The sequence below is a fragment of the Nonlabens spongiae genome, assembly GCF_002117125.1.
GTDB classification, from domain to species: Bacteria; Bacteroidota; Bacteroidia; order Flavobacteriales; family Flavobacteriaceae; genus Nonlabens; species Nonlabens spongiae.
Genome location: NZ_CP019344.1, coordinates 69,438 through 96,059, shown reverse-complemented (window position 1 = coordinate 96,059; position 26,622 = coordinate 69,438). Strand labels below are relative to the sequence as shown.

The window sequence follows — 26,622 nt, the reverse complement described above, 5'->3', positions numbered from 1 at the left end:
GCTTTTTTAATTTCCAATATTGAAGTGGATGTACGTTCTTATTTCCCACTCAGAGCCATTAGGAAAGCCTATGGGACTCACGATGGGAGTGTTTGAAAAATCAGTAGTTTCATTAGGTGCATACCTAGGTGAGAATTCATTTAAAGATCTCCAAAGACCTCTAATTCCTATTTGAGTATCAGGTAAGATATACCAATCTGGTTTTCCTAAGGTAGTAGAAACATCAAGCATCAACTGAGTAGGGAATGTTAGGTTGAAGTCACGATGATAATCGTATGGTCCCCAATCATTGATTTTTACATGAGAGCTTACTTTGATTTTTTTATAGATCATACGTAGATCAGCACCAAATCGATTGATGACGCGCTCGCTATCACCATTTGCCTGACCGTTACCATAATAAAAATTACCTATAATTCCCCACTCGGGTGTGAGTTTGGAAACCATTCTCAGATTAGCTTCATACAAGTCTTGAGCAGGAACCGATTGAGCAAATTTCAAGAAAGTTCGATTTGCTTGAAAACCTATATGTCCATCCATAGTAGTAGGCAGGTATCTGTATACAAAACCCAAACTTGCGGCAAACTTTGCGTCTTCCTTGCGATCATTATCCCAATCGTACATCCATGTACCTGGAGTTGGGTCAAAAGTGATTAGTAATTCTCCAGCTGTTGTTTCTCTACTACCTTCCCTCACTGCAAAGGGATCGTCTATAAAATTGCGTAGTCTTCCAGGAGCATTGACATTATTAGGTATGGGATCTACAAGTGGCTTTTGATACATAAAATTAGGTGCGACTTGAAACTGTCCTACGCTATAAGTAAAACCAGCAAGTAGGTTAGTCATATTTCCACTTCCAGAATCTTTTAACCTCCATCCAGTAAAAGTTTGTGTCTGATCTGCGCCACCATTTGCAACGAGCCCCATGTAAGAACCCTGAACATAAGAGTTGAAACGACCGCCTTGATACATGATCTTTCCCTTAGCTCCCCAGTTATCAGAAGACTTTATGCGGTCCACGACAACTACATCGCCTGCTTCAGTTTCTAGAATATCCTGGTACCCGATTCCATTAAGAGGACTTCCTCCCCATATTCCTCCTACCATAAATGTGAGCTCACCGAGACTGCGCTCCACCGCCAGCGTTGCTCTTTCTATAGGCCATGGTGGTATGATACCACTACGTGCTCTTTCTGGATCGATAAAACGGGATCCATCATCGTTAATTTCAATATCCTGTTCAAAATCCCTGTGATAAATACCTGTAACATTCCAGCCAGAGAAATCTCGACTGTATTTAAATAACATGGTCGGATTTGCACCCCACCACAGTTGAGGACCTACGGCAATTTTGAGACCATCAAGAGACTTTTTCCCATCAAATTCAAAACCGAATGTTTCACCTCCGTAGATATCTAGATTAGGACCATAGTTTGCCTCAGGATATAGATTGAAAAAATCTCCTTCATATCCCCAATGATAATGACCTGTCCTGTAGAACCCCCTTATGTCAAAGTCCTTTGCATTCCAGTCAAATTCTCCTTGGTAAATATTCAAACGGTTAATGTCATCAAATACTTGAACACCATTGTTCTCATCCAGAGCTCTAACCTGTCGACCTCTGTTCTCATAGAAAATTTCATTGATAGGATTTTCAGCAACCCTACCGATAATGTTAGCAGTTACTTCAAGTCTTACATTACTAGCCGGCTTACCTTCTACACCTACATAATAGGACTGCATGTGATCAAAACCCAATTCATCCGGAAAAGTATCGTTGTTAGGTACTGGATCATCAGGCGTAGTGATTAAAGAACCACCAGTTTGAATCAGATCAAATTCTGCACGGAGCGTACTTAATTTAATGCCTGTTCCACTCGCACTTCCACCGGTGGCTAGAGCTTTGTCACCGCGTGCTCTCAAAACAGCATCCATAATCTGGATATCATTGAGATCTTCTAGTACTGTTACAGCGCTGGCATTATCGCCATATGGATTGATGTTATGTACATTTTTTAGAGCGTAGTACGCAGCTCTAGGATACAAGGTGTAAAGTCCACGTGCATTGGTAGGACCTTTAGCACAGATCCCAAACCACTCTTCATTCATATTATTTTCACCTGGAGCGAGATCTCGGGAATAACCCCCACTTGACCAAGATGCTTCTGTATTATGTATAAACAAATCCTCAGTCTGACCACGCTTCCACCAGCCATCACTGAACTGAAAAGTAAAACCTCCTATTGAATTACCCGATAAGCCAAGACCTGCCGAATTCATATAAATCTCTTTCCAGTTTCCAAACATGTAGTAAGCTTGTGAGTATTGATCTTCTTGAAGTTCAATTGCATTAAAAGCATCAGCACCAAATTCTGAGAACATAATCGGTTTCCCCAATTCTTCTTTTACTCTAGAAAAAGCATCGCCAAATGATACACCGCGGTACATGTTAGTAGCATAGATGTCGATATCTGGAGCTTCTTCCTTGACCAGATCCAGATAAAGAAGATCTCCATTACAAATAGCTATAGGGTGATTAGCGTCTAAGGACTTCATCTTCAGCACAGCATTATTCATGAGCTTGTACATCGCTCGGGCTCTCCTCCTAATGGTAGAGCTTTCACTATCTATAGGAATATCCTCAGTTTCTGCACCTCCCCAGGATAGTCCGTAATTATTTTCGTTACCTAACATGTACATGAGAAGACCTGGTGTATCCTTGTAGTCGTTCACCATATCTTCTGCAACTTTCATCAAATACTTCTCTACTCTAGGATCACTGTATTCCGTATTTGCATACCAAACACCGTTTATAGTGAGTCCATATCTACCAAAACTATCATTGAGCATCGTATAGATACCATAATTCTCATATATATAGGTAATCCACTTAGGCTGCATCCCTGCGTATACACGTATGGTATTTACACCCATATTTTTAAGCAGCCCCATTTCTGAATCCAGGGCTGCTTTTATCAAATCATCAGGTTGTTCCCACAGACTGTAGCTGTAGTTTGTACCAATGGGCACGTAATCCCAATTCATACCATTGATCATAAAATCAACACCGTCGACTTTTAATCGAAAACCATCACTGTCCTCGTTAATTACAACACGATTTGCCTGTCCGACCACTAGTGCCGTAATCAAGAAAATAATCAGGGTAAAGAATTTCTTCATAAGATAGAATTTTGAACTATTACGATGTAGTAAATAGGGTTTACGCTTTCGCGAAAGCGGATTATCCAATAACATTACTCTACACTTTCAATGTTACGAATACTAAAGTGTCAATTTGATAATTTATACCTATCATATTTGCAACATTGAAATTAATATGATGCTGTTTGTTAACAAACAGTAATCAAACTCTCTAATTTTCAAATATTTAACATCTTTTAAAAATAGATCAGAATGGCAAAATCTCAAAGAAAACAACTCCTAAATCATGGTTTGTTGAGGTGTTGATGAGTAGAATAATTTAAAGTTTGAACCTTTACATACTAATTATGTAGTCGCTGAGGTTAGTTTCTTTATCAAGTTCCATTTTTTTGCGCAATCTGTATCTTTTGATCTCGACACTACGTGGAGAAATATGAAGCAAGGGAGCTATTTCTTTAGAACTCAGGTTCAATCTCAGGTATACACAAAGCCTTAAGTCTCCAGGAGTAAGTGAGGGATGTTTTGCTTTGATTTTCTTGAAGAAATCTTTATCAGCATTATTAAAAGCCTCTTCAAATGAGATCCAATCTTTTTTACTGGTGAGATTTTTCTTAACCATTTTACGCAATTCTCTTGCAGGTGGAGAGTCAGGTAACTTTTGAGCAATGGATTGAACCTCGTTGAGCAATTCATTTTTACGTATCGTCCCCATTGTAGCCACAGCAAGCTCCTTGCTTCTAAACTCATTTTCTGACCGTAATTTCTCGTTACGCATTTGAATAAGTTCATTTTCGTTTTGGAGGCTTAAAACTTCCAGCTCTTTTTGATGACGTTTTGCCTCACGATCTTTTTGCCTTCTGTAATACCACTTATAAGTAAGGTGGATAGCATACCCTGTCGCAATCAACAATAATACATAGATGATCTGGGCCGTGTAGGATAGATAAAATGGTCGTAGAATTTCAAAAGTGTAAATAGCTGGCTCAGATGAAATTTGTGAGTCCACCATAGACCTCACCTCAAACTCATAATCTCCATGATTCAATTTATTAAATGTTACCTGGGGCTTGCTATCCCACTTACTCCACGTTTCTTGATTGAGCCTATATTGATAAAGTACTGGTCTCAAAGGATTGTAACTATCAGAACTGTATTCTATATAGATATTGTTTTGATCGTGAGGTAAAATCCCTGCTTGAGATACATCAAGATTCTCGACACCGTTATTATAAAATTTTTTGACTTGATTAATTTTGATTGATGGCTCTGTGGTATTTTGATACTTTGTATCAAGCGTGATGTAACCAAATGTGGTTCCTATAAGATATTTATCCTGCTCTAGTAAACTTACGTTTTCATAACCAGACATGTCATCCCTTGCTCGACTGTCTATATTAAATGATGACACATTTAAATTATCATCAATATTTCCTCTAGTTACTTTTAAAAGCTCTTTTTGCGAGAAAAACCAGAGCGCATCGTCGCTGGTCACATTCATCTTGCCGCTTTCAAAGCCTCCACTCAAAAATTCCTGACTCAGTTTCTCATCTTTTGAAAATTGCTTGCTCTTAGCATCATATCTAAAGATACCATCTCTATTGGTAAGAAATAAAACATCTCCAAAACGTTTAAGATCTGAGGTTTTATCAATCCTTACATCATCAATTAAGCTAATGTTGTCTACTGTATTTAAATGCTGATCGAAATCCATCTGGTACAGGCCCTTATACTCGTGACTTACAAAGATTTGGTTATCCATTACAACAAAATCCTTAGCACTAATGTTAAATCCCTCAAGCTTTTCAAATGCAGTCATGGAGAGATCTGTTGACCTATATACACCATCATAACAGCCTATATAAACTGTTTTAGAATCATGATCAACCCAAGATTCCCAAACCCCAGTTTGATTGAAAACATTTGCAACCTTACCTTTACTAATTGCAAACATTCCAGCGTCATGGTGACAATATAAAGTATTGCCTATCACAGATAATGACCAGACTTGACCTGAAATATCAGGTACTAGACTGAAGTAAGCATCATCTCCCTGCGTCCGTACAAATAGTCCTTGATTCGTACCCAAGTATAATTGATCATCGTAAACTATGGATGCGTATACCGTACCTAGTACACCCTCTTGATCTACAAATTGAGTTACGCTTGAATCTAAATCTATATAGCTAATACCGTTATCTAGACCTAGCCACAAATTGCCATCCTTTGCATAAAATACTGATAGTAACGTATTGTTATCGAGACCATTTTTCTTGTTAATTTGAATATTGTGGTCTCCTTCCAGATCTTTAAGTATAAGCCCGTTTTGTATAGTTCCTAAGGCAATCATATCGAGAGTCTCTATATAGGTAGCGCTATAAACTTGGAATTCTTTGTTAGGAATGATTTGAACAGAGTCTAAGATTTCCTGATTATTCAAAATACCTAGCTGACCGTCTTTGAAGAGGAGGTAGATTTTATCTGACTTATTGAAGATGTGAACTACGCTTTTACTCTTCAACAATTCTGAATCAGAGACAAGAGCTCCTTTTTTGTTTGAGATTTGAAAAAGCCCTTCACCTAGGACCTGATAATAGAAATTATCCTCGACCTTAAAAAGCTTCCAAATGTTACTCTCTCTGGTAATTAATTCAATGTTTTCAGTCTCAAGATTAAATGAATAGATTCCAGACAGAGACTGAAAAAGTATGAATTCATCAATGGATAGGATTTTCCAGAATTGCTCATCTTCTTGTAAGAGACTTTCAATTTTGGGCTTTAATGAAGTATATACTAGACTACCGCTATTGTTGTTCTCCCAATAGCCTATATCCATATAACAACCGGTGTAGATGCGACCATCATGACAGTATACAGATCGGGCTATACTACCGTTAGGCATAGGATAGAGTTCCCATTGCGCTCCATTAAACCTCAACAGCCCTTGCTCATTGGCAAAATAAAGGTTGCCGTTTTCATCTTGGGAAATAGCCCAATTCTGATTTCCAGCAGAATAAACCGTAGAATCAAAATTCTCAAACGGAGGTAATTCTTGAGAGAAGCCTTGAGAAAAAATCAATAAACAGATGATCAAACGATGTAGTTGAGATCGCATGGTAAAGGAATTTATCAAATTTAAGATAAATTATCACTCTACAAAATCATACAATTCAACCAGCGTCAAGATATAAACTACTGTAAATTAATTATTTAAAAAAACCACTGATTTAAGATTGACTCAACATCATTGGTTAAATGATCTCAGCTTAATTCCAGTCAGTACTTTTTTTGTGTATAGTGGGAAATCAGCATTTTGAATCCAGTTGTAGTAGCCTGGTTCACTCTCAAGGACATCTACAACACGCTTTCCTTTATGCTTACCGAAGTTGAAACATTCCTCGCCTTTATCATTAAAAGCCAGCATTCCAGCAAAATCTACAGGTTTTCTTCTAGCGGAAAATTCAGCGAGTGTTTTCATGTCGTTCTCGAGCTCGGGATAACGCTCTAGCTGTCCTTTCAAAACTTCATAAGTGGCAACTGTATCGGCCTCGGCACTATGCGCATCAGTAAGCTCTTTATCACAATAAAATTTGTAGGCCGCTACTAGCGTGCGCTGCTCCATTTTATGAAAGATATTTTGCACATCAATAGCATGGCGATTGCCCATCTCAAAATCCACCCCAGCACGAAGCATCTCTTCTGCCAATAGAGGAATGTCAAAGCGGTTTGAATTGAAACCAGCAAGATCTGAATCTTTAATTATTTCATTGATACGATGGGCCAGTTCCTTAAACGTGGGTTCATCATTAACCATCTCATCAGTAATCCCGTGTACTGCCGTTGTTTCAGCAGGTATGGGAACTGTAGGATTTACTTTAAACGTATACGTCTTTTCAGATCCATCAGGATGTACCTTGTGAATGGAAATTTCTACAATGCGATCTTTTGAAATATTAGTTCCAGTAGTTTCAAGGTCAAAGAAGCATATAGGTCGTCTAAGGTTCAGTTTCATTTTAGGTAATTTCATTCTAGGTTAAAAAAAGCTCTTAAAAGAGCAGACGGCAAATCTAAGGATTCAAAAGCTTGTGTAGTTAAGTGATATGCTAAGCTTGTTAATGTTCATAACTCATTCTGTGCGCATCAAGCTTTATGAATATGAACAATAATGCGGTAAAGCCCAGCAAACCACTACCTCCATAACTCATAAAAGGTAATGGTATTCCCACGGTAGGCAGCAACCCGATTACCATTCCTATATTAACAAATACATGCAAGAAAAAGATCCCGGCAACACAGTAACCATAAATACGGGCAAACTGGTTGCGCTGCCGTTCTGCCATGACGAGCACTCTTACGATCAAACCGAGAAACAAGAGTAAAACTATACTTGTTCCCATAAATCCCCACTCCTCACCTATCGCGCTGAAAATAAAATCGGTTTCTTGCTCAGGCACAAATCCGCCTTGAGTTTGCGTCCCTTGAAGCCACCCTTTACCAGTCCAGCCACCATTCCCTATAGCGACTTTGCTTTGAGCAATGTTATAACCTATTCCCGCATCGTCCTCTACTTTTCCAAGTACTATATTAATGCGGTTTCTATGCCGTTCTTCCAGCACATTCTCAAATATGGGATTAATAGAAAGAGCAAACCCCATAGTAATCATGGCGACAATTACATACAGGACAGGCCTAGGCTTAGGAAGGCGCTTTTTGTGTCTACGCTTTCGCGAAAGCGTAAACATCAAGACTACTGCTGCAAGAATTACAACACACACCACAGCGATGGGCAGTAATAAAGCCATGAGAAAGATTCCAAGTGCAACAACGATTAAACTCAGGTACCAAAGCGACAGTCCCTCACGATAAAGGGCGAAAAAAAACGCACCATAAACTAAGGCACTCCCAGGGTCTGGTTGCGGTACTATGATGATGGCTGGTAGCAAGATGATACCTCCCACAATGAGTAAGTCCCTAAGGTTTTTGAGGTTAACTTCTAGCTGGCTCAAGTATTTGGCTACTGCTAGTGAGGTAGCCATTTTTGCAAACTCACTGGGCTGTAACGTAAATGACCCGATGGCATACCAACTTTTTGCTCCGTTTACCTCTTTGCCAAAAATGAATAGTCCCAATAAGCTGAGTATCGAGACTAGATATATCACACCGGCAAACCTTTCATAGAATTTAGGTTCTACCGCTAAAAGTATGACAGCGATGAATAGGGAAGCTAGAATGAATATCAACTGCTTGCCATACAGTTCTGACAAATCCATAAGACTGGAATATTCTAAAGTAGGCGTCGCGCTGTATATGGCTACCCAGCCAACTATAACAAGCGCTAGATAAAGGAAAATTGAAACAAAGTCATAATAAGCTTTATCGCCCGTAGCCATAACGACGTCTTATTTCTGATGGTGGTACACTCAAGGTATCTTGTGGAGTTATCTTCCCTTGATCAACGGCAGGATTAATGGTAAACTCCTTGCCACTGTAAGGTTTAACATATTCATGTTCTAAGCTGTAGTTCAGAACATAATCTTCTAAATCTGTACGGGTTATCTCATTTTTGAGGTATTTCTCAATCATGAGACTGGCAATTTTTGCCGCATAACGCGATCCCCAATACCCATTTTCTATAAAGACGGTCAAGGCAATTTTAGGATCATCCTTTGGAGCAAATGCGACAAATACGGAGTGATCCGTTAGCTGAGTTCTTTTACCGTCGATTTTGACAAAGTTCTCTACCGTACCCGTTTTACCACATATCTCTATATCTGGTACCTGTACCCGTTTTGCAGTACCACTTTTATACACCTCATTCATGCCCTCAACAACAGGTTCAAAATATTTAGGATCGATGGTGGTATGCCTCTTTTCTGTATAGGTAGGATCATTGATAGGACTATCTCCTATTTCTTTGATAATATGGGGTGTATAATAATAACCACGATTGGCAATAGCTGCCGTCATGTTTGCCATTTGGATGGGAGTCAGATAAACTTCTCCTTGTCCGATCGCATTTGAAATGGTTGCTGGTGCATACCACTGGTATTTGTAGCTGCGATCGTAATAATCTCCATCTGGAATCAAGCCTGGCTGACCTACGGGAAGGTCGTAACCCAAATAATTGCCCAATCCAAAACTGGTTACGTGATCGTGCCAGGTATCCATTCCTTCTTCAGGTGTGGCTCCTTTTTCAATAATGCGTCTATAGACTTGAGCGAAGTAAGCGTTACAGCTTTCTGCTATACCTTTATTCATAGCTAAAGGTGAAGCATGAGCGTGACAGCCTAGTTTTCTCGCCCCCCCATAATTATATCCATGACTGCATCTGAAACGCTCTTGCGGTGTCACTACACCTTCTTGCAAGCCCACCAAAGCGTTGATTACTTTAAAGGGTGATCCGGGCGCATACTGACCTTGTAAGACTCGATTGACTGTAGGTTTTCTAATGGTATCCCTGATGATCGCATTAATATTCTTGCTGCGATCGCGTCCCATCAAAATCTTAGGGTCATAGTTGGGCGCTGTAACAAGACTTAATATTTCACCTGTTTTAGGTTCTATGGCAACGATCCCACCGCGCTTGTTAGTCATGAGCATCTCTCCATACTTCTGGAGTTCAGCATCAAGGGTAACTGTCAGGTCAGAACCGTTTTCAGGAATAGTGTCGTTTGATCCATTCTTGTACGGCTCTATGATGCGCCCGAAGTGATCTTTCAGATACTTTTTAACACCCTTGCGTCCACGTAGTACCTCTTCATATTGCTTTTCAATACCGCTCTTTCCCTCTAAATCACCGAGACTGTAGTATGGGTCAGATTCTACCTTGATCCTACTGGCTTCACGTATGTAACCCAGTACACTTGCACTGTGATTTACCTGATAGCTGCGCAATGATCTACGCTGAATATAAAACCCTGGGAATTTTCTGAGTTTTTCCTGTAATGGAGCGTATTCTTCTTGAGTAAGCTGTGGAATGATCACACTCCCTTTTCTGTAACTCCAGTTCTTTGCCTTTTCAAGTTCTTGATTCAAACGAGACTTCTCGATCTTTAACAATCGGCACAGTTCCAAGGTATCCAGACTTCTGATCTCTCGCGGAATAACCATTACATCATAAGCGACCTGGTTGGCCACCATAAGCTTACCGTTGCGATCATAGATAAAGCCACGTTCTGGGTAATCGAAGACAGTTTTTACCGAGTTGGCTTCGGCCTTTCTTTTCAAGTCTTCGTCCACTATTTGCAAATAGAACAACCTAGACAAGAATACTATTCCCGTCACGATGATTACTAAAAGAAATAGAAGTTTCTTCACGACCTCTTTTTAGGTTTTATGAGCATTAATATACCTAGGGATATTATAAACGAAGCAACCCCTACCAGAAACACCATTTTTAAAGTGGTTATTATCTGAAAAATGTTAAAAATCACCAGAAAATAATATACTAAATGATGAATTAAAATAGACAGGATCAGTAGTAAGATGATTCGATTTAAAGGGCTTCGAGTAATCTTGAGGTTCTGTAACTTATAGCTTTCTCCATAGACTAGACCCAGTAGCAAATCCCGTGAAAATGCCAGTGTCAAACAGGCAGCTGCATGCGCCCCACCAGTATCATTAAATGTGTCTAAGATCCAGCCATAGAAGAAAGCCAATAGTAAATATGGAGCTAGCTTTATACGAATGGGAACTAATAGTACAAATAAGAAATAGACCATAGGACTGATGAATCCAAAAAAATGAATCTGATCTAATACAAAAATTTGCACCAGCAGCAGTATAAAAAACCGAGCTATTGTATGATACCAGGACTTATTCATTCAAACCGAGTGTATCAATTACTTGGATCGCATCCCGATCCCTTTTTCTCACTACATAAGCATGACCTAAATCAGTCATGTCGTTACTCAAGCGTACTCTTATATTATAACGCCCTGAATTACCCAAGAGCTCAGCGCTCTCTATAGTGCCTATCAAAATCCCTGGAGGGAAAATAGTAGACAAATTTCCAGTAACAACAGAGTCACCATTTTTAACCTGAGCAAGTCTAGGGACGTCTTCTAGATTAACATAATAAGGATCTTCTCCGTCCCATTTCAAGGAACCGATGGTCGAAGTATTTTTAATAGATGCACTTATGGACAACTGTGTGTTCAAAATAGAAACTACCCTAGAAAATCGGTTGCCAGTCTCGTCAATTACGCCTACCACACCGTTGCTGTTATATACCCCTTGATCTTCCTCTATTTTTTGATCTGTTCCTACATCTAGCGTGAGGTAATTATCACGTTTGGAGAAGCTATTCTTAACCACTCGAGCGGGAATTATCGTATATGGCGCATCGCTGATGAGGGTGTCCACTGGCTGGCCTAGGAGAGTATCAGCAGCTTTGGAAAGTCGCATCCTCAACAGAGCATTTTCTTCTTGTAAACGTTGATTTTCAGATTTCAGATCAAAATAACTCGTTATATCATCTCGAGTGCTGAGAATGCCGCCAGAGATCGAGTTAGAAGAACTGATAAAGGCGTTACGATGGTAATCGTGTGACTGAATGGTAAAAAAAAGAGAAATCCCAAACAAAACTAGAAACAGCAACAAATTTCTGTGCTTGATCAGAAAGTTGACAATCTGTTGCATAAACTCCCACTCTGTAATCGATTACGGCTAGTATTTATTAGCCAAAACACTTTTAAATTTATCCAGATTCTTCAAGGTAAGACCTGTTCCTCGCACAACTGCTCTTAAAGGATCTTCTGCAATGTAAACAGGTAGATCTGTTTTCATGGACAACCTTTTATCAAGCCCTCTAAGCATTGAGCCACCACCGGCGAGATAGATTCCCGTATTATAGATATCAGCGGCAAGTTCTGGAGGAGTTTGTGATAAAGTTTCCATTACGGCATCTTCTACTCTCAAAATAGATTTATCGAGAGCCTTTGCAATCTCACGATAGCTGATCTTTACTTCTTTAGGTTTCCCAGTGAGAAGGTCACGCCCCTGAACGTTCATCTCCTCTGGAGGCGTTTCTAGATCTTCAGTTGCCGCACCTATCTGAATTTTTATTTTTTCTGCTGTGCGTTCTCCCACATATAGATTGTGCTGGGTACGCATGTAGTAAACGATGTCATTTGTAAAAACATCTCCCGCAATCTTTACCGACCGGTCACAGACGATTCCTCCCAAAGCAATAACCGCAATCTCAGTCGTACCACCACCTATATCGACGATCATGTTTCCTTTAGGCTGCATGATATCCACACCTATACCTATAGCGGCAGCCATAGGCTCATGGATCAAATAGACTTCTTTACCATTAACACGCTCTGCACTATCCTTTACCGCACGCATTTCAACCTCAGTAATCCCAGATGGGATACAGATCACCATTCTTAATGATGGTGCAAAAAGTTTCTTTTTAAGCGCTGGAATCTCCTTGATAAACATGGAGATCATTTTTTCACTGGCATCAAAATCTGCGATTACACCATCCTTGAGTGGTCTGATCGTTTTGATGTTTTCATGCGTTTTTCCCTGCATCATCGCAGCTTCCTTACCTACGGCGATGATCTTTCCAGACCTTCTATCCCTTGCCACAATGGACGGACTGTCCACCACAACTTTACCGTTGTGAACAATGAGTGTATTTGCCGTTCCAAGATCGATGGCAATATCTTCAGTAAGAAAATCAAAAAATCCCATGGGTAATAATCGGAAACTGTTAGAATTAGGGGTTCAGCAAAGCTACTACTTTTCTAATGTTTAAAGTGTCGCGTTCCTGTAAAAACCATGGCAATTTTATGCTCATTACAATAATCAATGGAAAGCTGGTCTTTGATGCTTCCACCCGGCTGAATAACAGCTGTAATACCTGCATTATCTGCAATCTCCACACAATCTGGAAATGGAAAGAAAGCATCACTTGCCATCACGGCACCATTCAGGTCAAAGTTGAAACTTCCTGCTTTGTGAATCGCCTGATTCAATGCGTCAACTCGTGAAGTCTGTCCCGTACCACTCGCACACAATTGCTTGCCTTTAGCCAGTACGATAGTGTTTGATTTTGTGTGTTTGCAAATCTTTGAGGCAAATAGTAAATCCTCCACTTGCTCATCAGTAGGCGCAAGTTCCGTTGCGGTTTTGAGGTCTTCTTTTTGATCCGTTTTAATGTTGGCATCTTGCACCAAAAATCCATTTAATGAAGCTCGTACCTCTTTGTGGTTGTTGTCTCGCTTTCGCGAAAGCGCACCCTCCTTCAAGGTTAATAGAATTCTGTTTTTCTTTCCTTTGAGCAGTTCTAACGCATCGGCATCAAATGATGGTGCGATTACCACCTCACAGAAAAGTTTGTGTATTTCCTCAGCGGTTTGCAGGTCTACTGCTGTATTTGCGATTAAAATCCCGCCAAAAGCAGAAACCGGATCACCCGCTAGTGCATCTACGTAAGCTTGATGAATAGTGTCTCTTTGTGCAACACCACAAGCATTGTTATGTTTAAATATGGCAAAAGTAGGCGCGTCATTTTCAAACTCGCTCATGAGATTTACAGCTGCGTCTACATCGAGTAAGTTATTGTATGACAACTCCTTACCGTGATGCTTTATGAACATCGCTTCAAAATCTCCGTAAAACCAACCACGCTGATGCGGATTCTCACCATAACGCAACGACATCACAATTTGCTCACTCACTTTCAAGGATTGATCCTGAGCATCCCCAGTAAAGTACTGATAGATCGCGCTGTCATAGTTTGACGAGACATCAAAACACCTGGTGGCAAATCGTTTACGTTGCGCTAAGGTAGTTTCTCCCTCGCCTTTTTCAAGCACCTCAAGCAACTCTGCATAATCGTCCATAGTCCCTACGCAAAGAGTGTCTTTATAATTTTTTGCACCGGCACGGATCAAGGAAATCCCACCTATGTCAATTTTTTCAATGTTATCCTGCTCACTCGCACCGCTTGCAACGGTTTTCTCAAATGGATACAGATCCACGATCACAATGTCCAATTGTGGAATATCAAATTCCGCTAATTGACTCACGTCGCCCTCATTATCGCGTCTGTTTAATATTCCTCCAAAAACTTTAGGGTGCAAGGTTTTTACTCGACCGCCCAAAATCGATGGATAAGAAGTCACATCTTCTACCGGAACCACGTCTATACCAAGATCTTTGATGAACTTTTCAGTTCCACCGGTGGAATAAATGGTGATTCCTAAATCGCTCATTTTACGAACGATAGGCTCTAGACCGTCTTTATGAAAAACAGAAATAAGGGCAGATTTTGCGCGAATGGAAGACATATTGTGAGAGCTTAAAAATTAAGCACACAAAAATAAAAGAATGCCACCGCAAAGTCTTGAAAACAAGCCGTGATTATCAAGATTTATGAGTAGGTTTTTAACAAAATCATGAATCAAAAAAACCATCAGTTCGACCTAACCTGATTAAATCATTTAGCAGGTTCTATTATTCTTATTGGACAGTAGTGACCAATCCAGAATAAGATGCCCGAAAGGTTTGACCGCTATCATTATCCACTCCTGTAACATTGATGATGAAGTTTTCATCATCCACTCGCTCAAAGTCGACCGTTCCATTAAATACGTTTTGAGGTGGAAAAAAAGGATTAGCTGCATCAAAATCTAAAGCATACGTAACCTCAACCGTATTGGGGTTTTCACTGTTATCAATAGGATAAGTACCATCTCCAAGCACACTCGTAGAAGTATAAAATTCTAGCGCCACAAAATTACCTCTGCCACTATAGTCTGCATTTTCTACGGTAAGACCATCTGCAGTAAATGTGAAAAAGGTCGAGAAACCTCCAGGAGCAAAATTTGTCGCCACACCTTTAAAACCTTCGTCAAGATCGTAAGTGTCAGCACCTATGCTAAATTTATTTTCCATCACAGCGCCTCCATCATCATCTGCTTGTGGAATTCCGCCATCGTCGTCATCGCATTGTCCAGCGATCAAGAAAAGCGTTGAAAAACATAGCACAAATTTTAAAATTCTAGATTTCCTCAGCATCTTCATAATCTTGTTGTGTAAATGTTTTTGTGTAAATTGTTGAACCACTTATTTCATAATATTCGTTTTGAAAAAACAAGGTATTCTCTGCAGAGTTTAAGGGTTCGGATCCATTTGGAAAAGAGAAGCGACGCTCATTATTAAATATAATCACGACCGAATCAGAATCTATCACAAAATTGGCACTTACTTGTCCAGAACCTAGACGACTTTCATTTTTTTCAAATTTATCTTGAAACTCGTCTAAAAGAGCCGTTTCTTCTAATCGATAGACCCTGCTCTCTAGATCAGAGCGATTGATTCGAGTGTAAAATTGCATTTCTACCGTATCAAAATTGCCTTTATTGTAAATTACTGTTCCTTCAATAAATTCATCGCAGGAAATGAGAAATGGAAATATTAAAAGCGACTGGAGCACACGTGAAATTTTCTGATTCATATATTCCTATTCTATAAATTCGAATTGCTGTTCAATTGATATTCACTCGATATTCATCAATTACTTCAAGTTCCGTTCTAAAAGACAAAACTGAGTCTCCAAACTTCTCAAAACCCTCACGGCGCAACGTATCAGAATGCTCATTAATGTACTTATCTAGTGATTTTCTATCGATCGCCTTATACTGAATGGAAAACGTACTTGCGCCATCATTTTCTTTTATAAGCACACGAGTCAAACGCGCCTCAAGAAACAAGCCGGTACTTAGCACTTTTGGGATGTGCTCATTCATCCATTCCAGCCATTCTTTTTCTACCGAAGGGCTCATGTTGCAAGTGACGTTATATATTATGGAAGACATGGATTTGGGTTAATAGTTAATTGTTAACGGTTAAATGGTTGTTAGTTGTCAGTTGTTAGCTTAGGGCTTTAGGCGTTTCGAAATTGAGTTATGAAGCTTTGATCTATAGTTTTGGTTATTACTTTGATTTTGATTTTGTTTTTGTTTTTGTTTTTGAAACCTATATCTCATCTCCCCTCAATCTCCTGAATCTACGTCGAGCGTCTACCAAGTGGATGGAATCGGCGTGATTAAAGATGATGGCTTCATATAAAGGTTGAGCTTTGTCTGGCATCTCCAGTCGTTCTTCGTATAATCTGGCTAAATAATATCGAGCATCGTCTGCCAGTATTCCATCTCCATAATTTTGAACGATGGACAGGTAGCTGCTCTCGGCGCTCTTAAAATCGCCCTCTAACTCAAACAATCGCGCCAGGTTGAGCAAGGCCTCGTCTTCGATCGGGTCACCTTTATGGTTCTCCAGCAAGAGCTTGTACCTCTCTATAGATTCTTTGCGTTTGTTTTGATATTGTAGTAGGTCCGCTTTCGCGAAAGCGTGCAAAGCAACAAAAGTCGTATCCTCAACAGAATGATCTGAAATCGTGAGGCTCAATTCCATAGCATCGTTTGCAATCAGTTTACTGGCTGCGCTCCTCAGGACTTTCAACTGGGTCAAACTCCAAGGGAAATCACCCTGAAAATAACTGGTACGCGCTACTTTGAATTGTGATTCTTGTGCCAATTCATTGTTGGGAACATCGTTTTGTACCTGCGTATAAAGAATCAAGGCGCGGTTGAACTGTTCTTTCAAAACCAAAATATCAGCCAGCTTCATCTTAACCTGAGCTTTCTGAATGGGATTGAGGTTTTCTTTCTCCAGTTCGGTCAACATATCCACCGCTGCATCCACCTCATCACTTTTGAAGGCTAAGAAATCGGCATAATTCAACTGTAGAGAATAAGTAGTATTGCCGCGTGTATATTCATTGAGCAGTCGTTCATACTCCGCTTTGATAGCAGGATAATCATCTGCGATCGCTTGATCTGCCATGATTTTTACGCGCTGGGTACTTGCATTGTATTTCACGTAATCAGACTGAGCCTCTGCAATCATAAAATCCAAGATGTCAGTTGCTGCCTGAGTGTCACCCTCTTCAACCGCATCCATCACCAGAGGCATGAAAGTACCCACGTTTTCAGGATTGCGACGGTAGGCTGCTTTTTCTTGGATGAAAGCTTTTTGAAAATCCTTTTGCTGGACAAATAACCATGAGAGCAGCTTGTTATAGATCACGTCTGGATTATTGCGCATTTGGACTAACAGCAGCTTGCGTAGCATTTGATTTGCTTCATTGTCTGGATTTTCATCTATATACTGAGAAAAAACTGCTTGAGCTCTATACCTGTATTGCTCGTTTTCAAGAATAATATCCAGGTAAGTTTGGAACATTTTCTCGATTTCGGCCTGCTCACCGTAGAGACGAGCTAGTTGCATCAAGAAATTTACATTAGGGCGTTGTTCCAGTCCTTTCTCATAAGCGCGAACGGCCTGATCCAGTAAACTTCTTTGTTCAAAACGAGAAGCCAACTGGTAAGCAAGCTGTGGAATGGAATCAATCGTTGCTAGGGCTTTTTCATAATATTGATCTGCCAGACTGTCTTTTCCCTGCAAAGCTTTGTTATAACCTTGCTCGATCAGCAACTGATTATTATTAGGCATCAAAGAAACTCCTTCAGAAAGAAGCGAGTCGACCGTTTCATAGGCCTCGAGCTGCTGATGCACCTTAACTAGATTGAATAAGCTGTTAGTACTGCGCTTATTTGCTTCATAAATCTTTTCGTAAATCTTCAAGGCCTTGGTGTACTCACCTTGATCCATATAATTTTCGGCAATGCGTAATTCTTGAGCCTGAATGCACCAAGTCAAAAACAAAAAGAAGAAAAATGAAAATCTGCGCATAGAAGCTTTTGCTAGCACTTCAAAAATAACAATTAATATGCCGTGGAAGGGTATAAGAAATATGCTTTCAAGATGCTGATATGAACACAAGTATTTAATGGACAACCGCAAAACCCTCTGACCGCTCGCTCTAGACCTCACCCCAGCCCTCTCCAAAGGAGAGGGAGTTACTTCCACAAATTAAGAACTGCCATCATCGACGAGTCTCCCGTTTAAAAAGGGAGAGGTTCTTTACTCATTTCAAAAGCTTTCATTTCAAACCACATATTCTTATATAAAAACGGATCCTCCCTTGAGCTAAAGGGAAAAATGTTTGAAAGCTTGCTTTCGGGCGAGAAGGGTTTGACAACGATTATGACTGGAATTCAACCGCAAAATCCTCTGGCCGCTCACCGCTTCGCCGTTCGTCGTCGACCGGTCTCCCTTTTGGGAAGGGAGAGGCTTCTATTAATAAGGTGTTTTATTTATCTACGATTTTTCTAGAGCAAAGCGTTTCCTTTCAGACGAAGGGAAAAATATTTGAAAGCTTGGTTTCGGGCGAAAAAGGTAGGACCGTCATAAAGATTGAAAGGTTCAATATTTAACTCTAAAATAAAGTCATAAAAAAACCCACCTCTTGGTTAGAAGAGGTGGGAAAAATTGCTATGAAAAAGAAAAATTACAATCAGCTATTAAACTGAATGCATGTCAAATATATACTAATTTTTGAAACTATTAAGTTTATATTAAGAAAACATGTCCTTTACTTTTTCAAAAAATGATTTATCACTTTTCTCTGGAGCTGGATCAAAGTTAGAATCCGTCATCATCGATTGGAAAAAATCCTTTTGTTCTTTCGTTAAAGTTCTTGGTGTCCAAACATTTACATGAACCAATAGATCGCCGGTTCCATAACCATTTAAGCTGGGCATACCTTTACCGCGTAATCTCAAAATCTTACCACTTTGAATACCAGCTTCAATAGGAATGCGCACTTTACCGGTAACCGTCTGTATTTCTTTTGAAGTTCCCAGAACTGCTTCAGGCAAACTCAAATACAAATCATAGTGGAGATTATTCCCTTCCCGCTGCAGGTTTTCATGAGGTTTTACCTCAATATCCACTAGCAGGTCTCCGCTCACGCCGTTCCCAGGAGCGTCGTTCCCTTTTCCGGCAACCTTGAGACGCATTTCACTCTCGACACCAGCTGGGATCTGTATGCTTACTCGATCTTCTGTAACCACCATTCCTTGAGCATCAGCTCCGGCTGGTTTCTTATCCATGATCTGACCTGAACCACCACACGTACCACAAGGGGCGCTGGTTTGCATGCGTCCTAGAATCGTATTTTGAATGCGGGTTACCTGACCTGATCCATTACAGGTAGAACAGGTTTTGTAAGTTACACCAGGCGCTTGTTTTTTGCGTTTTACTTTGACCTTTTTCTCAACTCCTTTTGCAGCTTCTTCCAGAGTTAGTGAAACGCGTATGCGCAAATCTTTTCCTTTGACTCGCCTACGGCCACCGCCGCCGCCAAAACCGCCAAAACCTGAAAAGCCGCCACCGCCGCCGCCGAAGATATCGCCGAACTGACTGAAGATGTCCTCCATGTCAAAACCGCGGCCTCCACCGAAGCCGCCTCCTCCACCAGAGGTGTAGGCTTGATGTCCCAGTTGATCATAACGCGCCTTTTTCTGTGGATCGCTTAAGGTCTCATAAGCCTCAGCTGCTTTCTTGAAGTTATCTTCTGCAGTCTTGTCACCAGGATTTTTATCTGGGTGAAACTCTATGGCCTTTTTACGGTAAGCTTTCTTGATTTCGGCTGCCGAGGCACCTTTTGAAATGCCTAATATTTCATAAAAATCTGCCATATTATTGTCCTATAACTACTTTGGGATACCTAATGATCTTGTCTCCCAGTTTATATCCTTTTTCCACAACATCTACGATCTTACCTTTGAGGTCATCACTAGGCGCTGGAATCTGAGTCACTGCTTCATGCACATCTGCATCAAAGGTTTCCCCTGCAGCTACCTCTACTTCTTCCAGCCCTTTACTCTTAAGTGTCGCACGCAGTTTATTTGCGATAAAACCTACACCAGTAGCAAGTTGCTCATCTTCACTTTTGCTAATTTCTACCATTGCACGATCAAAATCATCCAAAACGGGAAGCATATCCTTAAGAACTCCCTCTCCTGCTGTCTTGAAAAATTCCACACGCTCTTTTGCAGTGCGTCGCTTATAATTTTCAAATTCAGCAAATAGTCTTAGGAATTTTTCCTTCTCTGCTTTAACCTGTTGCTCGAGCATCTCTGTCTCGCTTTGCTCAGGTTTCTCAGATTTTTCCGCTTGCTCTGTATCTGCCTGCTCTTCTGCTACGGCAGCATCAGTATTTTGATTTTCAAGGCTTTCAGCACTCTTCTGTGCTGCTTTTTCTTCTGTGTTCTTATCTTTTTTTGCCATTTTACGACTTGATCTGTTAAACCATGATTTCATAACTGGTGCCTTGCTTATATGGTAGCGGTATGTTAGATGGTTACGCTTTCGCGAAAGCGAGAACCTTTCAAAAGTCTGAACATACTCAAAGCTTAACCTCTAGCTTACACCATTGTTCTCGCGCGATATTTCAAAAGTACTGCCAGCATTAGAGTTGTGTCAAAATGTCACAACACTTTTTTAGTAGAATTTTAACCGTGGTATTTGTATGTACATTTAAATTTGCCTTCATTAAATCACTTAATCATGAACAAAAATTTTTTAAAAGTAACCGGTCTTGCAGCAATGATCGCGTTTACTGCAGCATGTAAGGATGCTGAAAATGAAGTAGAAGCTAAAGAAGAAGCAGAAGTTGCTGAGGCAACTATGGAAGCGGTAACTTATAACGTAGATACCCAAAACTCAAAAATTGCATGGGTAGGATCTAAAGTAGCTGGAGAACATACTGGTAACATCATGCTAAAGGACGGTATGGTAAAAGTTAACGGCGAGGAGCTGGAAAGCGGAGAGTTTACTGTTGATATGACAAGTATTGAAGTAACTGACTTAGAAGGGGAATCTGCAACTAACTTAAAAGCACACCTAGAAGGTACCGTGGAAGGAAAAGAAACAGATTTCTTCAATACGCCAAAATATCCAACTGCGAAATTTGTAGTTACTGGTGTGGAAAGCAAAGAAGGAAAAACCATGCTTATGGGTAACCTTACTCTTAAGGATGTAACTAAAAATGTTGCTTTCCCAGTGATGGTTTCTTATGAGGGGAATAAAATGATGCTTAAGAGCGAGCCTTTTGAGATCGATCGTACGGACTGGGGCATCAAGTACGGTAGCAGCAACTTTACAGATGTGGTAAAGGACAAAGCTATCGATGACGATATACAGCTAACCGTTGATCTGGTTGCAACAAAGTAAGATTGTTTTAGTTTAATGGAAAGAAGCCGTCTCAAGATTTTTGAGGCGGTTTTTTTATGGCATCAAATTGATGACATAGAGGTACAGCGGCATACCAAAGGTGATATTAAATGGAAAGGTTATAGCCAGCGCCATGGGTATGTAAAGACTGGGGTTTGCTTTAGGAGCTGCCAGTTTCATGGCTGCAGGTACTGCAATATAAGACGCACTCGCCCCTAGAATAGAAAAAAGCAATCTATTGCCTGGCTCTTCTATAAAAAACGTTGTTGCGATTGCAACTAATACTCCATTCAATACAGGTATAAAAATGGCAAAACTGAGTGCAAACCAACCCTTTTTGAGGAAGGAGCCTAGTTTTCTACCGCTTGTAATCCCCATATCGAGTAGGAAAACTGCTAAGAAACCTTTGAAAAGGTCGGTGGTAAAAGGTTTGATACCTTCTGCCTGTGCATCGCTCGCTACATAACCTATTACCAAACTTCCTAGAATCAAGAGTACGCTCCCGTTAGTAATAGAATGATAAGCTATACTTCCCAGAGAGAAATTTTCATCACCTCCGGCTTTACGTTTATAGATCGCCATGAGCAAGACCCCTATGATGATTGAGGGCGCTTCCATAAGAGCCATAACAGCAACCATGTGACCGCCAAAAGGGATCCCTTCCATTTCTAAAAAGGAAATAGTAGTCACAAAAGTTACAGCACTTACTGAACCATAAGCAGATGCTATGGCACCTGAGTTTTCTATGCTGAATTTTATACGGAGTATATAATAGGTATAAATGGGGACAATAAGCGCAAGGAAAATCCCAAAGAACAAGGACCAGATAATCTCACCATCTATAGTACTGTGTGACAATTCCTGCCCTCCCTTAAAACCTATAGATAACAAGAGGTAAAGCGATATAAACTTAGAAGAATTTTCTGGAATGCGCAGGTCACTTTTAAGCTGAACAGCAATAAGCCCCAAGAAAAAGAATAGTAAAGCAGGGTTTGATAGGTTGTCTACGAGTAGATGTAAGTCCATTTGCTATCTCAAATTAGGAATGCAGGATATAGATTCCCATTAAATTTTGCGCAAAGATGCGGCTATCTTTCATAATTTGTAATTTATATTTATTATCAATTCTATAATCATCATTTATGAATTACACTCTTCATCAACTGAGCGTTTTACTCAAGGTGCGAGATACAGGTAGTGTTACCAAAGCATCAGAAGAACTGTTTTTATCCCAGCCGGCAGTATCAGTTCAGCTTAAAAAATTGCAGGATCAATTTGAAATTCCTCTTTTTGAAACTGTAGGTAGGCGCATCTCCATAACAGAATTTGGCCATGAAATTGCTGATACTGCTCAACGCATTTTAGATGAGATAGAAGCGATCAATTACAAGTCAAAAACTTATCAGGGCGCGGTCGCAGGTAAGCTAAAAATAGGTGCCGTTTCTACAGCAAAGTACATCGTGCCCTTTTTCATTACCGATTTTCTAGAAAAATACCCTAGCGTGGATCTATCTGTAGATGTCACCAATAAATCCTCAGTTCTTAAAAGTCTCGAGAACAATGAGATCGACATCGCTATGGTTTCTACCATCCCTAGAAAAATAAAGGCTCATTCCATCTCGCTTATGAAAAATCAACTTTATCTCGTGGGCGGTAAGGAGATGCCAGATCTGGAAAAGAGCATCAGCAAAAAGAACCTTGAGCAATACCGACTGATCTACCGTGAACAGGGAAGCGCTACACGACTTGCGATGGAAAACTACATCGCCCAGCGTCAACTAAAAGTAAAAAAAACCATAGAGCTTACCTCAAATGAGGCAGTTAAACAGGCAGTGATTGCTGGTCTGGGTGTATCTATTATGCCACTTATAGGCATTCAAGATTCCTTAAAAAGCGGTGACCTTAAAATCATACCTGCCAAGGGTCTCCCGGTGGAGACCTATTGGAATATCATCTGGATGAAATCTAAAAATTTGCCCATTGCCCCAAAAACCTTCATCGAGTTTGTGAGAAACCATCGTACACAGATCATTGATAATTACTACGGTTATGTGAAGTAAGGTGATTGTAAATAGTTACGCTTTCGCGAAAGCGTAATAATCACTCACTTTGTCTCGAGCGATAACGTTTGTAGATTTTAAATAGAATCATCAAGATTAGCGCAAATACAATTAGGCCTATAACTCCTGTAATCCAAGATAAAGCGCTTTTCAGAATGACTAGGAAAACTACGGAAAATAAGATGAGCGTTGCTCCCTCATTATAAAGCCGCATACCGTTTGAGGTCCATTTAACCACATTACGATCTAATTCGCTAATTATAAAACCAGTCTTTAAGTGGTAGATTATCAATAGCACTACAAAGGCTAGCTTCACATGCATCCAAGATTGCTGCAACCATGCAGGCTGAAGTATAAGCAACCAAATGGCAAATAAAGTAGCAAGTATTGCGCTGGGCCAGGTAATGATGGTCCAGAGTCTCTTAGTCATCAATTTGAGTTGGTTGAGTAGAATGGATTTATCAGGTTCAGGCTTGTTGTGTGCTTCTATTTGATATACCAATAATCTAGGGATATAGAATAAGCCTGCGAACCAAGTGATCACAAAAATAAGGTGCAGAGACTTAATATATAGATAGGTCATTCTAGAACTCAAAATTACAATCTGTAACTTACTCATGCTAAGAAATCGTCAATTTATAGGATACTTAGGTTCAATAAAGCCTTAATCTGGAATTACTTGCTTAATTTTAAGCAACTGATTATTAACTCACCTTTTAAAACTTATGAAAGTTACTTTCCTTACCAAAGAATTCCCACCTCATGTTTATGGCGGAGCCGGAGTACACGTAGAATATCTGGCTAAATTCTTAGCAGAACTTATGGAAGTGGAGGTGAGATGTTTTGGTGATCAAGATATAAGCAGTGAACAGCTATCTGTCCATGGGTACGATTTTAAAGACTCTTTTTTTGATAAGGCTGATCCTAAAATTAAAGGCTTGTTACAAACCCTTCAAACAGGTGTGCAGATGAATGCGATACCCATGGATGCTGATGTTGTACATTGTCACACCTGGTATTCTCATTTTGCAGGAATTATTGCTAAACTTTGTTATGGAACTGCACTGGTGGTAACCACGCATTCTGTAGAGCCCTTGCGTCCTTGGAAACGCGATCAGTTGGGCGGTGGTTACGACGCTTCATCTTGGGTTGAAAAAACGGCCATAGAAATGGCAGATGCCATTATTGCAGTCTCAGAAGGCACAAAACAAGATGTCTTAGAGCATTTTGATATTGCAGAAAACAAGATCAAAGTAATCTATAACGGGATTGATCTACAGGAATACCAGAAGAAAACCAGTACTGCGGCTTTAATAAAGCATGGAATCGATCCATATAAACCTTTTGTATTATTTGTAGGTAGAATTACTAAACAAAAGGGGATTATTCATCTGGTAAATGCGATCAGGCATATCGATCCAGATACTCAAGTCGTACTCTGCGCCGGCGCACCAGACACCCCAGAAATAGGCAAGGAAATGGAACGAGCGGTTCAGGATGCTAGAAAGCACAGAGAGAACATCATCTGGATTGCTGAGATGCTGGATAAACGCAGTATTATAGAGCTTTACTCTCACGCTGCGGTATTTTGTTGCCCTTCTATCTATGAACCCTTCGGAATCATAAATGTGGAGGCAATGGCTTGTGAATGCCCAGTAGTGGCCAGTGCCGTGGGAGGCATTAAAGAAGTGGTTATTGAAGGCGTGACGGGTCATCTTATAGAAATTGACCAGCAGAAAAAGGCTCCTTTTGAGCCTAAAAGCCCAGAAAAATTCTCTGAAGATCTCGCCGAAAAAATAAATCAATTGATCAACAATCCAGAGCTCAGAAAACGTATGGGACAAGCTGGAAGAAAACGAGTGGAAGAATATTTTGACTGGCGAGCCATCGCAAAACAAACCAAAGAACTTTACGAAGCAACTAAAAAATAAACCATGATCAACAACAAAGTTATTTCCATTATCCTAGGCGGCGGTCAAGGCTCAAGATTATTTCCTCTTACAGAGAGTAGATCAAAACCTGCTGTTCCCATTGCTGGAAAATACAGGCTTGTGGACATTCCTATTTCCAACTGTATCAATTCTGATATTAAAAGAATGTTTGTTTTGACTCAATTCAATTCTGCTTCTTTGAATAGGCATATCAAAAACACCTATCACTTCAGTTTTATGAGTAGCGCCTTTGTGGATGTACTCGCTGCTGAGCAAACTCCAGGAAATTCTAACTGGTTTCAAGGAACGGCAGATGCGGTGCGACAAAGTATGCATCACTTTATGCGACAAGATTTTGAATATGTCTTGATACTTTCAGGTGATCAATTGTACCAGATGGATTTTAATAAGATGATCAAAGCCCATGAGAAAAGTGGTGCCGAAATCTCTGTGGCGACCATACCTGTTAATGCAAAAGATGCTACCTCGTTTGGTATTTTAAAATCTGATGAAAACAATCTCATCACATCTTTTACAGAGAAGCCCAGTTCAGACAAATTACCAGGTTGGGAATCAGAAGTAAGTGAGGAAATGCAAGAGAAAGGTCGTCACTATCTCGCCTCGATGGGAATCTATATTTTCAATCGTGATCTGTTAGTAGAGCTCATGGAAGATGAATCTACCGTGGATTTTGGGAAAGAAATCATCCCACAGAATATCGAGAAGCATAAGACTCTCAGTTACCAATACGAAGGTTACTGGACAGACATAGGAAACATTGACTCTTTCTTTGAGGCTAACATTGCACTCACTGATGCTTTGCCTGAATTCAACCTATACGACAACCTCAAACAAATCTATACCCGACCTCGTTTCCTGCCCACCTCTAAAATTTTGGGAACGATGATTAACAAAAGCGTTTTTGCTGATGGTTGTATCATAGAAGCTGCTAAAATCGAGCAATCTGTCGTAGGAATCCGTGCCAAAATAGGAAAAGAATCTACCGTTATAAATACCTATATGATGGGTAGCGATTATTATGAAACTCTTGAAGAAATAGAACAAAATCAATCCACTCCCAACATGGGGATAGGAGAGCGTTGTTTTATTAAAAACACAATCATAGACAAGAATTGCCGAATAGGCAATGATGTACGCATCAACGGTGGAGAACACCTTGCAGACAGAGAAGAACAGGACTACGTGATTAAATCTGGTGTGGTCGTGATCAAGAAAAATGCTGTAATTCCAGAAGGATTTACGATACCGTAGTTGAAAATGTGCGGTGTGCGGTAAATTTAAAACAACTGATA

Annotated in this window: 20 protein-coding genes; 4 read left to right on the top strand and 16 right to left on the bottom strand. The window is 40.1% G+C overall.

The genetic code is table 11. The features are described 5' to 3' along the window. Positions 1 to 6: 6 nt before the first annotated feature. The 14 genes from BST97_RS00455 to BST97_RS00385 all read right to left on the bottom strand — a co-directional run bounded on the left by BST97_RS00455 (position 7) and on the right by BST97_RS00385 (position 20,373). On the bottom strand, positions 7 to 3,180 hold the full coding sequence (locus BST97_RS00455; protein ID WP_085765397.1) for a glycoside hydrolase family 2 TIM barrel-domain containing protein: 3,174 nt from the start codon (positions 3,178 to 3,180) through the stop codon (positions 7 to 9). Between the two features lie 316 nt (positions 3,181 to 3,496). Continuing rightward, complete coding sequence (locus BST97_RS00450; protein WP_085765396.1) at positions 3,497 to 6,274, bottom strand: hypothetical protein; 2,778 nt, start codon at positions 6,272 to 6,274, stop codon at positions 3,497 to 3,499. 129 nt (positions 6,275 to 6,403) lie between these two features. Beyond that, the gene (locus BST97_RS00445) at positions 6,404 to 7,171 is read right to left on the bottom strand and encodes a 3'-5' exonuclease (protein WP_085768094.1); all 768 of its coding nucleotides are present in this window, start codon (positions 7,169 to 7,171) and stop codon (positions 6,404 to 6,406) included. Between the two features lie 100 nt (positions 7,172 to 7,271). After that, on the bottom strand, positions 7,272 to 8,549 hold the full coding sequence (gene rodA, locus BST97_RS00440) for a rod shape-determining protein RodA (RefSeq protein WP_085765395.1): 1,278 nt from the start codon (positions 8,547 to 8,549) through the stop codon (positions 7,272 to 7,274). After that, positions 8,533 to 10,476: a penicillin-binding protein 2 gene (mrdA, locus tag BST97_RS00435; protein WP_085765394.1), complete on the bottom strand. Its 1,944-nt coding sequence runs from the start codon at positions 10,474 to 10,476 to the stop codon at positions 8,533 to 8,535. The genes rodA and mrdA overlap by 17 nt, the downstream gene beginning before the upstream one ends. Before the next feature lie 498 nt (positions 10,477 to 10,974). Continuing rightward, complete coding sequence (gene mreC, locus BST97_RS00425) at positions 10,975 to 11,799, bottom strand: rod shape-determining protein MreC (protein ID WP_085765392.1); 825 nt, start codon at positions 11,797 to 11,799, stop codon at positions 10,975 to 10,977. 27 nt (positions 11,800 to 11,826) lie between these two features. Then, positions 11,827 to 12,861: a rod shape-determining protein gene (locus tag BST97_RS00420; RefSeq protein WP_085765391.1), complete on the bottom strand. Its 1,035-nt coding sequence runs from the start codon at positions 12,859 to 12,861 to the stop codon at positions 11,827 to 11,829. Positions 12,862 to 12,914: 53 nt separating this feature from the next. Further along, on the bottom strand, positions 12,915 to 14,462 hold the full coding sequence (gene purH / locus BST97_RS00415; protein WP_085765390.1) for a bifunctional phosphoribosylaminoimidazolecarboxamide formyltransferase/IMP cyclohydrolase: 1,548 nt from the start codon (positions 14,460 to 14,462) through the stop codon (positions 12,915 to 12,917). Between the two features lie 172 nt (positions 14,463 to 14,634). Continuing rightward, positions 14,635 to 15,192, bottom strand: coding sequence for a hypothetical protein (locus BST97_RS00410; protein ID WP_085765389.1), 558 nt, complete (start codon positions 15,190 to 15,192; stop codon positions 14,635 to 14,637). Continuing rightward, a complete protein-coding gene (locus BST97_RS00405) occupies positions 15,176 to 15,631 on the bottom strand; it encodes a hypothetical protein (RefSeq protein WP_085765388.1) in 456 nt (151 codons plus the stop codon). Before BST97_RS00405 ends, BST97_RS00410 begins: the two co-directional genes overlap by 17 nt. 31 nt (positions 15,632 to 15,662) lie before the next feature. Next, entirely contained in the window at positions 15,663 to 15,992 is a 330-nt protein-coding gene (locus BST97_RS00400) for a DUF4286 family protein (RefSeq protein WP_085765387.1), read from the bottom strand. A gap of 160 nt (positions 15,993 to 16,152) precedes the next feature. Then, positions 16,153 to 17,931 (bottom strand): tetratricopeptide repeat protein, encoded by a 1,779-nt coding sequence (locus tag BST97_RS00395; protein WP_245833612.1) that lies wholly within the window; start codon positions 17,929 to 17,931, stop codon positions 16,153 to 16,155. A gap of 725 nt (positions 17,932 to 18,656) precedes the next feature. Continuing rightward, on the bottom strand, positions 18,657 to 19,781 hold the full coding sequence (dnaJ, locus tag BST97_RS00390; RefSeq protein WP_085765386.1) for a molecular chaperone DnaJ: 1,125 nt from the start codon (positions 19,779 to 19,781) through the stop codon (positions 18,657 to 18,659). 1 nt (position 19,782) lies between these two features. Continuing rightward, positions 19,783 to 20,373: a nucleotide exchange factor GrpE gene (locus BST97_RS00385; RefSeq protein ID WP_085765385.1), complete on the bottom strand. Its 591-nt coding sequence runs from the start codon at positions 20,371 to 20,373 to the stop codon at positions 19,783 to 19,785. Between the two features lie 279 nt (positions 20,374 to 20,652). Between BST97_RS00385 and BST97_RS00380 the strand changes: the two genes are divergently transcribed. Further along, positions 20,653 to 21,318 carry a YceI family protein gene (locus BST97_RS00380; protein ID WP_085765384.1) on the top strand — a complete coding sequence of 222 codons (666 nt, stop codon included), beginning with the start codon at positions 20,653 to 20,655 and terminating at the stop codon, positions 21,316 to 21,318. Between the two features lie 54 nt (positions 21,319 to 21,372). Here BST97_RS00380 and BST97_RS00375 read toward each other — a convergent pair whose 3' ends face one another. Further along, positions 21,373 to 22,344 carry a sodium-dependent bicarbonate transport family permease gene (locus BST97_RS00375; RefSeq protein ID WP_085765383.1) on the bottom strand — a complete coding sequence of 324 codons (972 nt, stop codon included), beginning with the start codon at positions 22,342 to 22,344 and terminating at the stop codon, positions 21,373 to 21,375. A 116-nt stretch (positions 22,345 to 22,460) separates the two neighbouring features. On the opposite strand from BST97_RS00375, the gene BST97_RS00370 reads away from it, so the two are divergent. Continuing rightward, entirely contained in the window at positions 22,461 to 23,378 is a 918-nt protein-coding gene (locus BST97_RS00370) for a LysR family transcriptional regulator (RefSeq protein ID WP_085765382.1), read from the top strand. Positions 23,379 to 23,418: 40 nt separating this feature from the next. Here BST97_RS00370 and BST97_RS00365 read toward each other — a convergent pair whose 3' ends face one another. Continuing rightward, the gene (locus BST97_RS00365; RefSeq protein WP_245833611.1) at positions 23,419 to 23,997 is read right to left on the bottom strand and encodes a CopD family protein; all 579 of its coding nucleotides are present in this window, start codon (positions 23,995 to 23,997) and stop codon (positions 23,419 to 23,421) included. 106 nt (positions 23,998 to 24,103) lie between these two features. Here BST97_RS00365 and glgA point away from each other — a divergent pair, with 106 nt between their 5' ends. After that, positions 24,104 to 25,309, top strand: a complete 1,206-nt coding sequence (gene glgA, locus BST97_RS00360) for a glycogen synthase (protein ID WP_085765380.1) — start codon at positions 24,104 to 24,106, stop codon at positions 25,307 to 25,309. Between the two features lie 3 nt (positions 25,310 to 25,312). Next, on the top strand, positions 25,313 to 26,581 hold the full coding sequence (locus BST97_RS00355) for a glucose-1-phosphate adenylyltransferase (RefSeq protein ID WP_085765379.1): 1,269 nt from the start codon (positions 25,313 to 25,315) through the stop codon (positions 26,579 to 26,581). The last annotated feature ends 41 nt before the right edge of the window (positions 26,582 to 26,622 follow it).

What these genes read in the sequence shown, in the direction of transcription:
- BST97_RS00455 (WP_085765397.1), bottom strand. Translation starts at nt 3,180, where the DNA reads ATGAAGAAATTCTTTACCCTGATTATTTTCTTGATTACGGCACTAGTG.
- BST97_RS00450 (WP_085765396.1), bottom strand. Translation starts at nt 6,274, where the DNA reads ATGCGATCTCAACTACATCGTTTGATCATCTGTTTATTGATTTTTTCT.
- BST97_RS00445 (WP_085768094.1), bottom strand. Translation starts at nt 7,171, where the DNA reads ATGAAACTGAACCTTAGACGACCTATATGCTTCTTTGACCTTGAAACT.
- rodA (WP_085765395.1), bottom strand. Translation starts at nt 8,549, where the DNA reads ATGGCTACGGGCGATAAAGCTTATTATGACTTTGTTTCAATTTTCCTT.
- mreC (WP_085765392.1), bottom strand. Translation starts at nt 11,799, where the DNA reads ATGCAACAGATTGTCAACTTTCTGATCAAGCACAGAAATTTGTTGCTG.
- BST97_RS00420 (WP_085765391.1), bottom strand. Translation starts at nt 12,861, where the DNA reads ATGGGATTTTTTGATTTTCTTACTGAAGATATTGCCATCGATCTTGGA.
- purH (WP_085765390.1), bottom strand. Translation starts at nt 14,462, where the DNA reads ATGTCTTCCATTCGCGCAAAATCTGCCCTTATTTCTGTTTTTCATAAA.
- BST97_RS00410 (WP_085765389.1), bottom strand. Translation starts at nt 15,192, where the DNA reads ATGCTGAGGAAATCTAGAATTTTAAAATTTGTGCTATGTTTTTCAACG.
- BST97_RS00405 (WP_085765388.1), bottom strand. Translation starts at nt 15,631, where the DNA reads ATGAATCAGAAAATTTCACGTGTGCTCCAGTCGCTTTTAATATTTCCA.
- BST97_RS00400 (WP_085765387.1), bottom strand. Translation starts at nt 15,992, where the DNA reads ATGTCTTCCATAATATATAACGTCACTTGCAACATGAGCCCTTCGGTA.
- BST97_RS00395 (WP_245833612.1), bottom strand. Translation starts at nt 17,931, where the DNA reads ATGCGCAGATTTTCATTTTTCTTCTTTTTGTTTTTGACTTGGTGCATT.
- dnaJ (WP_085765386.1), bottom strand. Translation starts at nt 19,781, where the DNA reads ATGGCAGATTTTTATGAAATATTAGGCATTTCAAAAGGTGCCTCGGCA.
- BST97_RS00385 (WP_085765385.1), bottom strand. Translation starts at nt 20,373, where the DNA reads ATGGCAAAAAAAGATAAGAACACAGAAGAAAAAGCAGCACAGAAGAGT.
- BST97_RS00380 (WP_085765384.1), top strand. Translation starts at nt 20,653, where the DNA reads ATGAACAAAAATTTTTTAAAAGTAACCGGTCTTGCAGCAATGATCGCG.
- BST97_RS00375 (WP_085765383.1), bottom strand. Translation starts at nt 22,344, where the DNA reads ATGGACTTACATCTACTCGTAGACAACCTATCAAACCCTGCTTTACTA.
- BST97_RS00370 (WP_085765382.1), top strand. Translation starts at nt 22,461, where the DNA reads ATGAATTACACTCTTCATCAACTGAGCGTTTTACTCAAGGTGCGAGAT.
- BST97_RS00365 (WP_245833611.1), bottom strand. Translation starts at nt 23,997, where the DNA reads ATGAGTAAGTTACAGATTGTAATTTTGAGTTCTAGAATGACCTATCTA.
- glgA (WP_085765380.1), top strand. Translation starts at nt 24,104, where the DNA reads ATGAAAGTTACTTTCCTTACCAAAGAATTCCCACCTCATGTTTATGGC.
- BST97_RS00355 (WP_085765379.1), top strand. Translation starts at nt 25,313, where the DNA reads ATGATCAACAACAAAGTTATTTCCATTATCCTAGGCGGCGGTCAAGGC.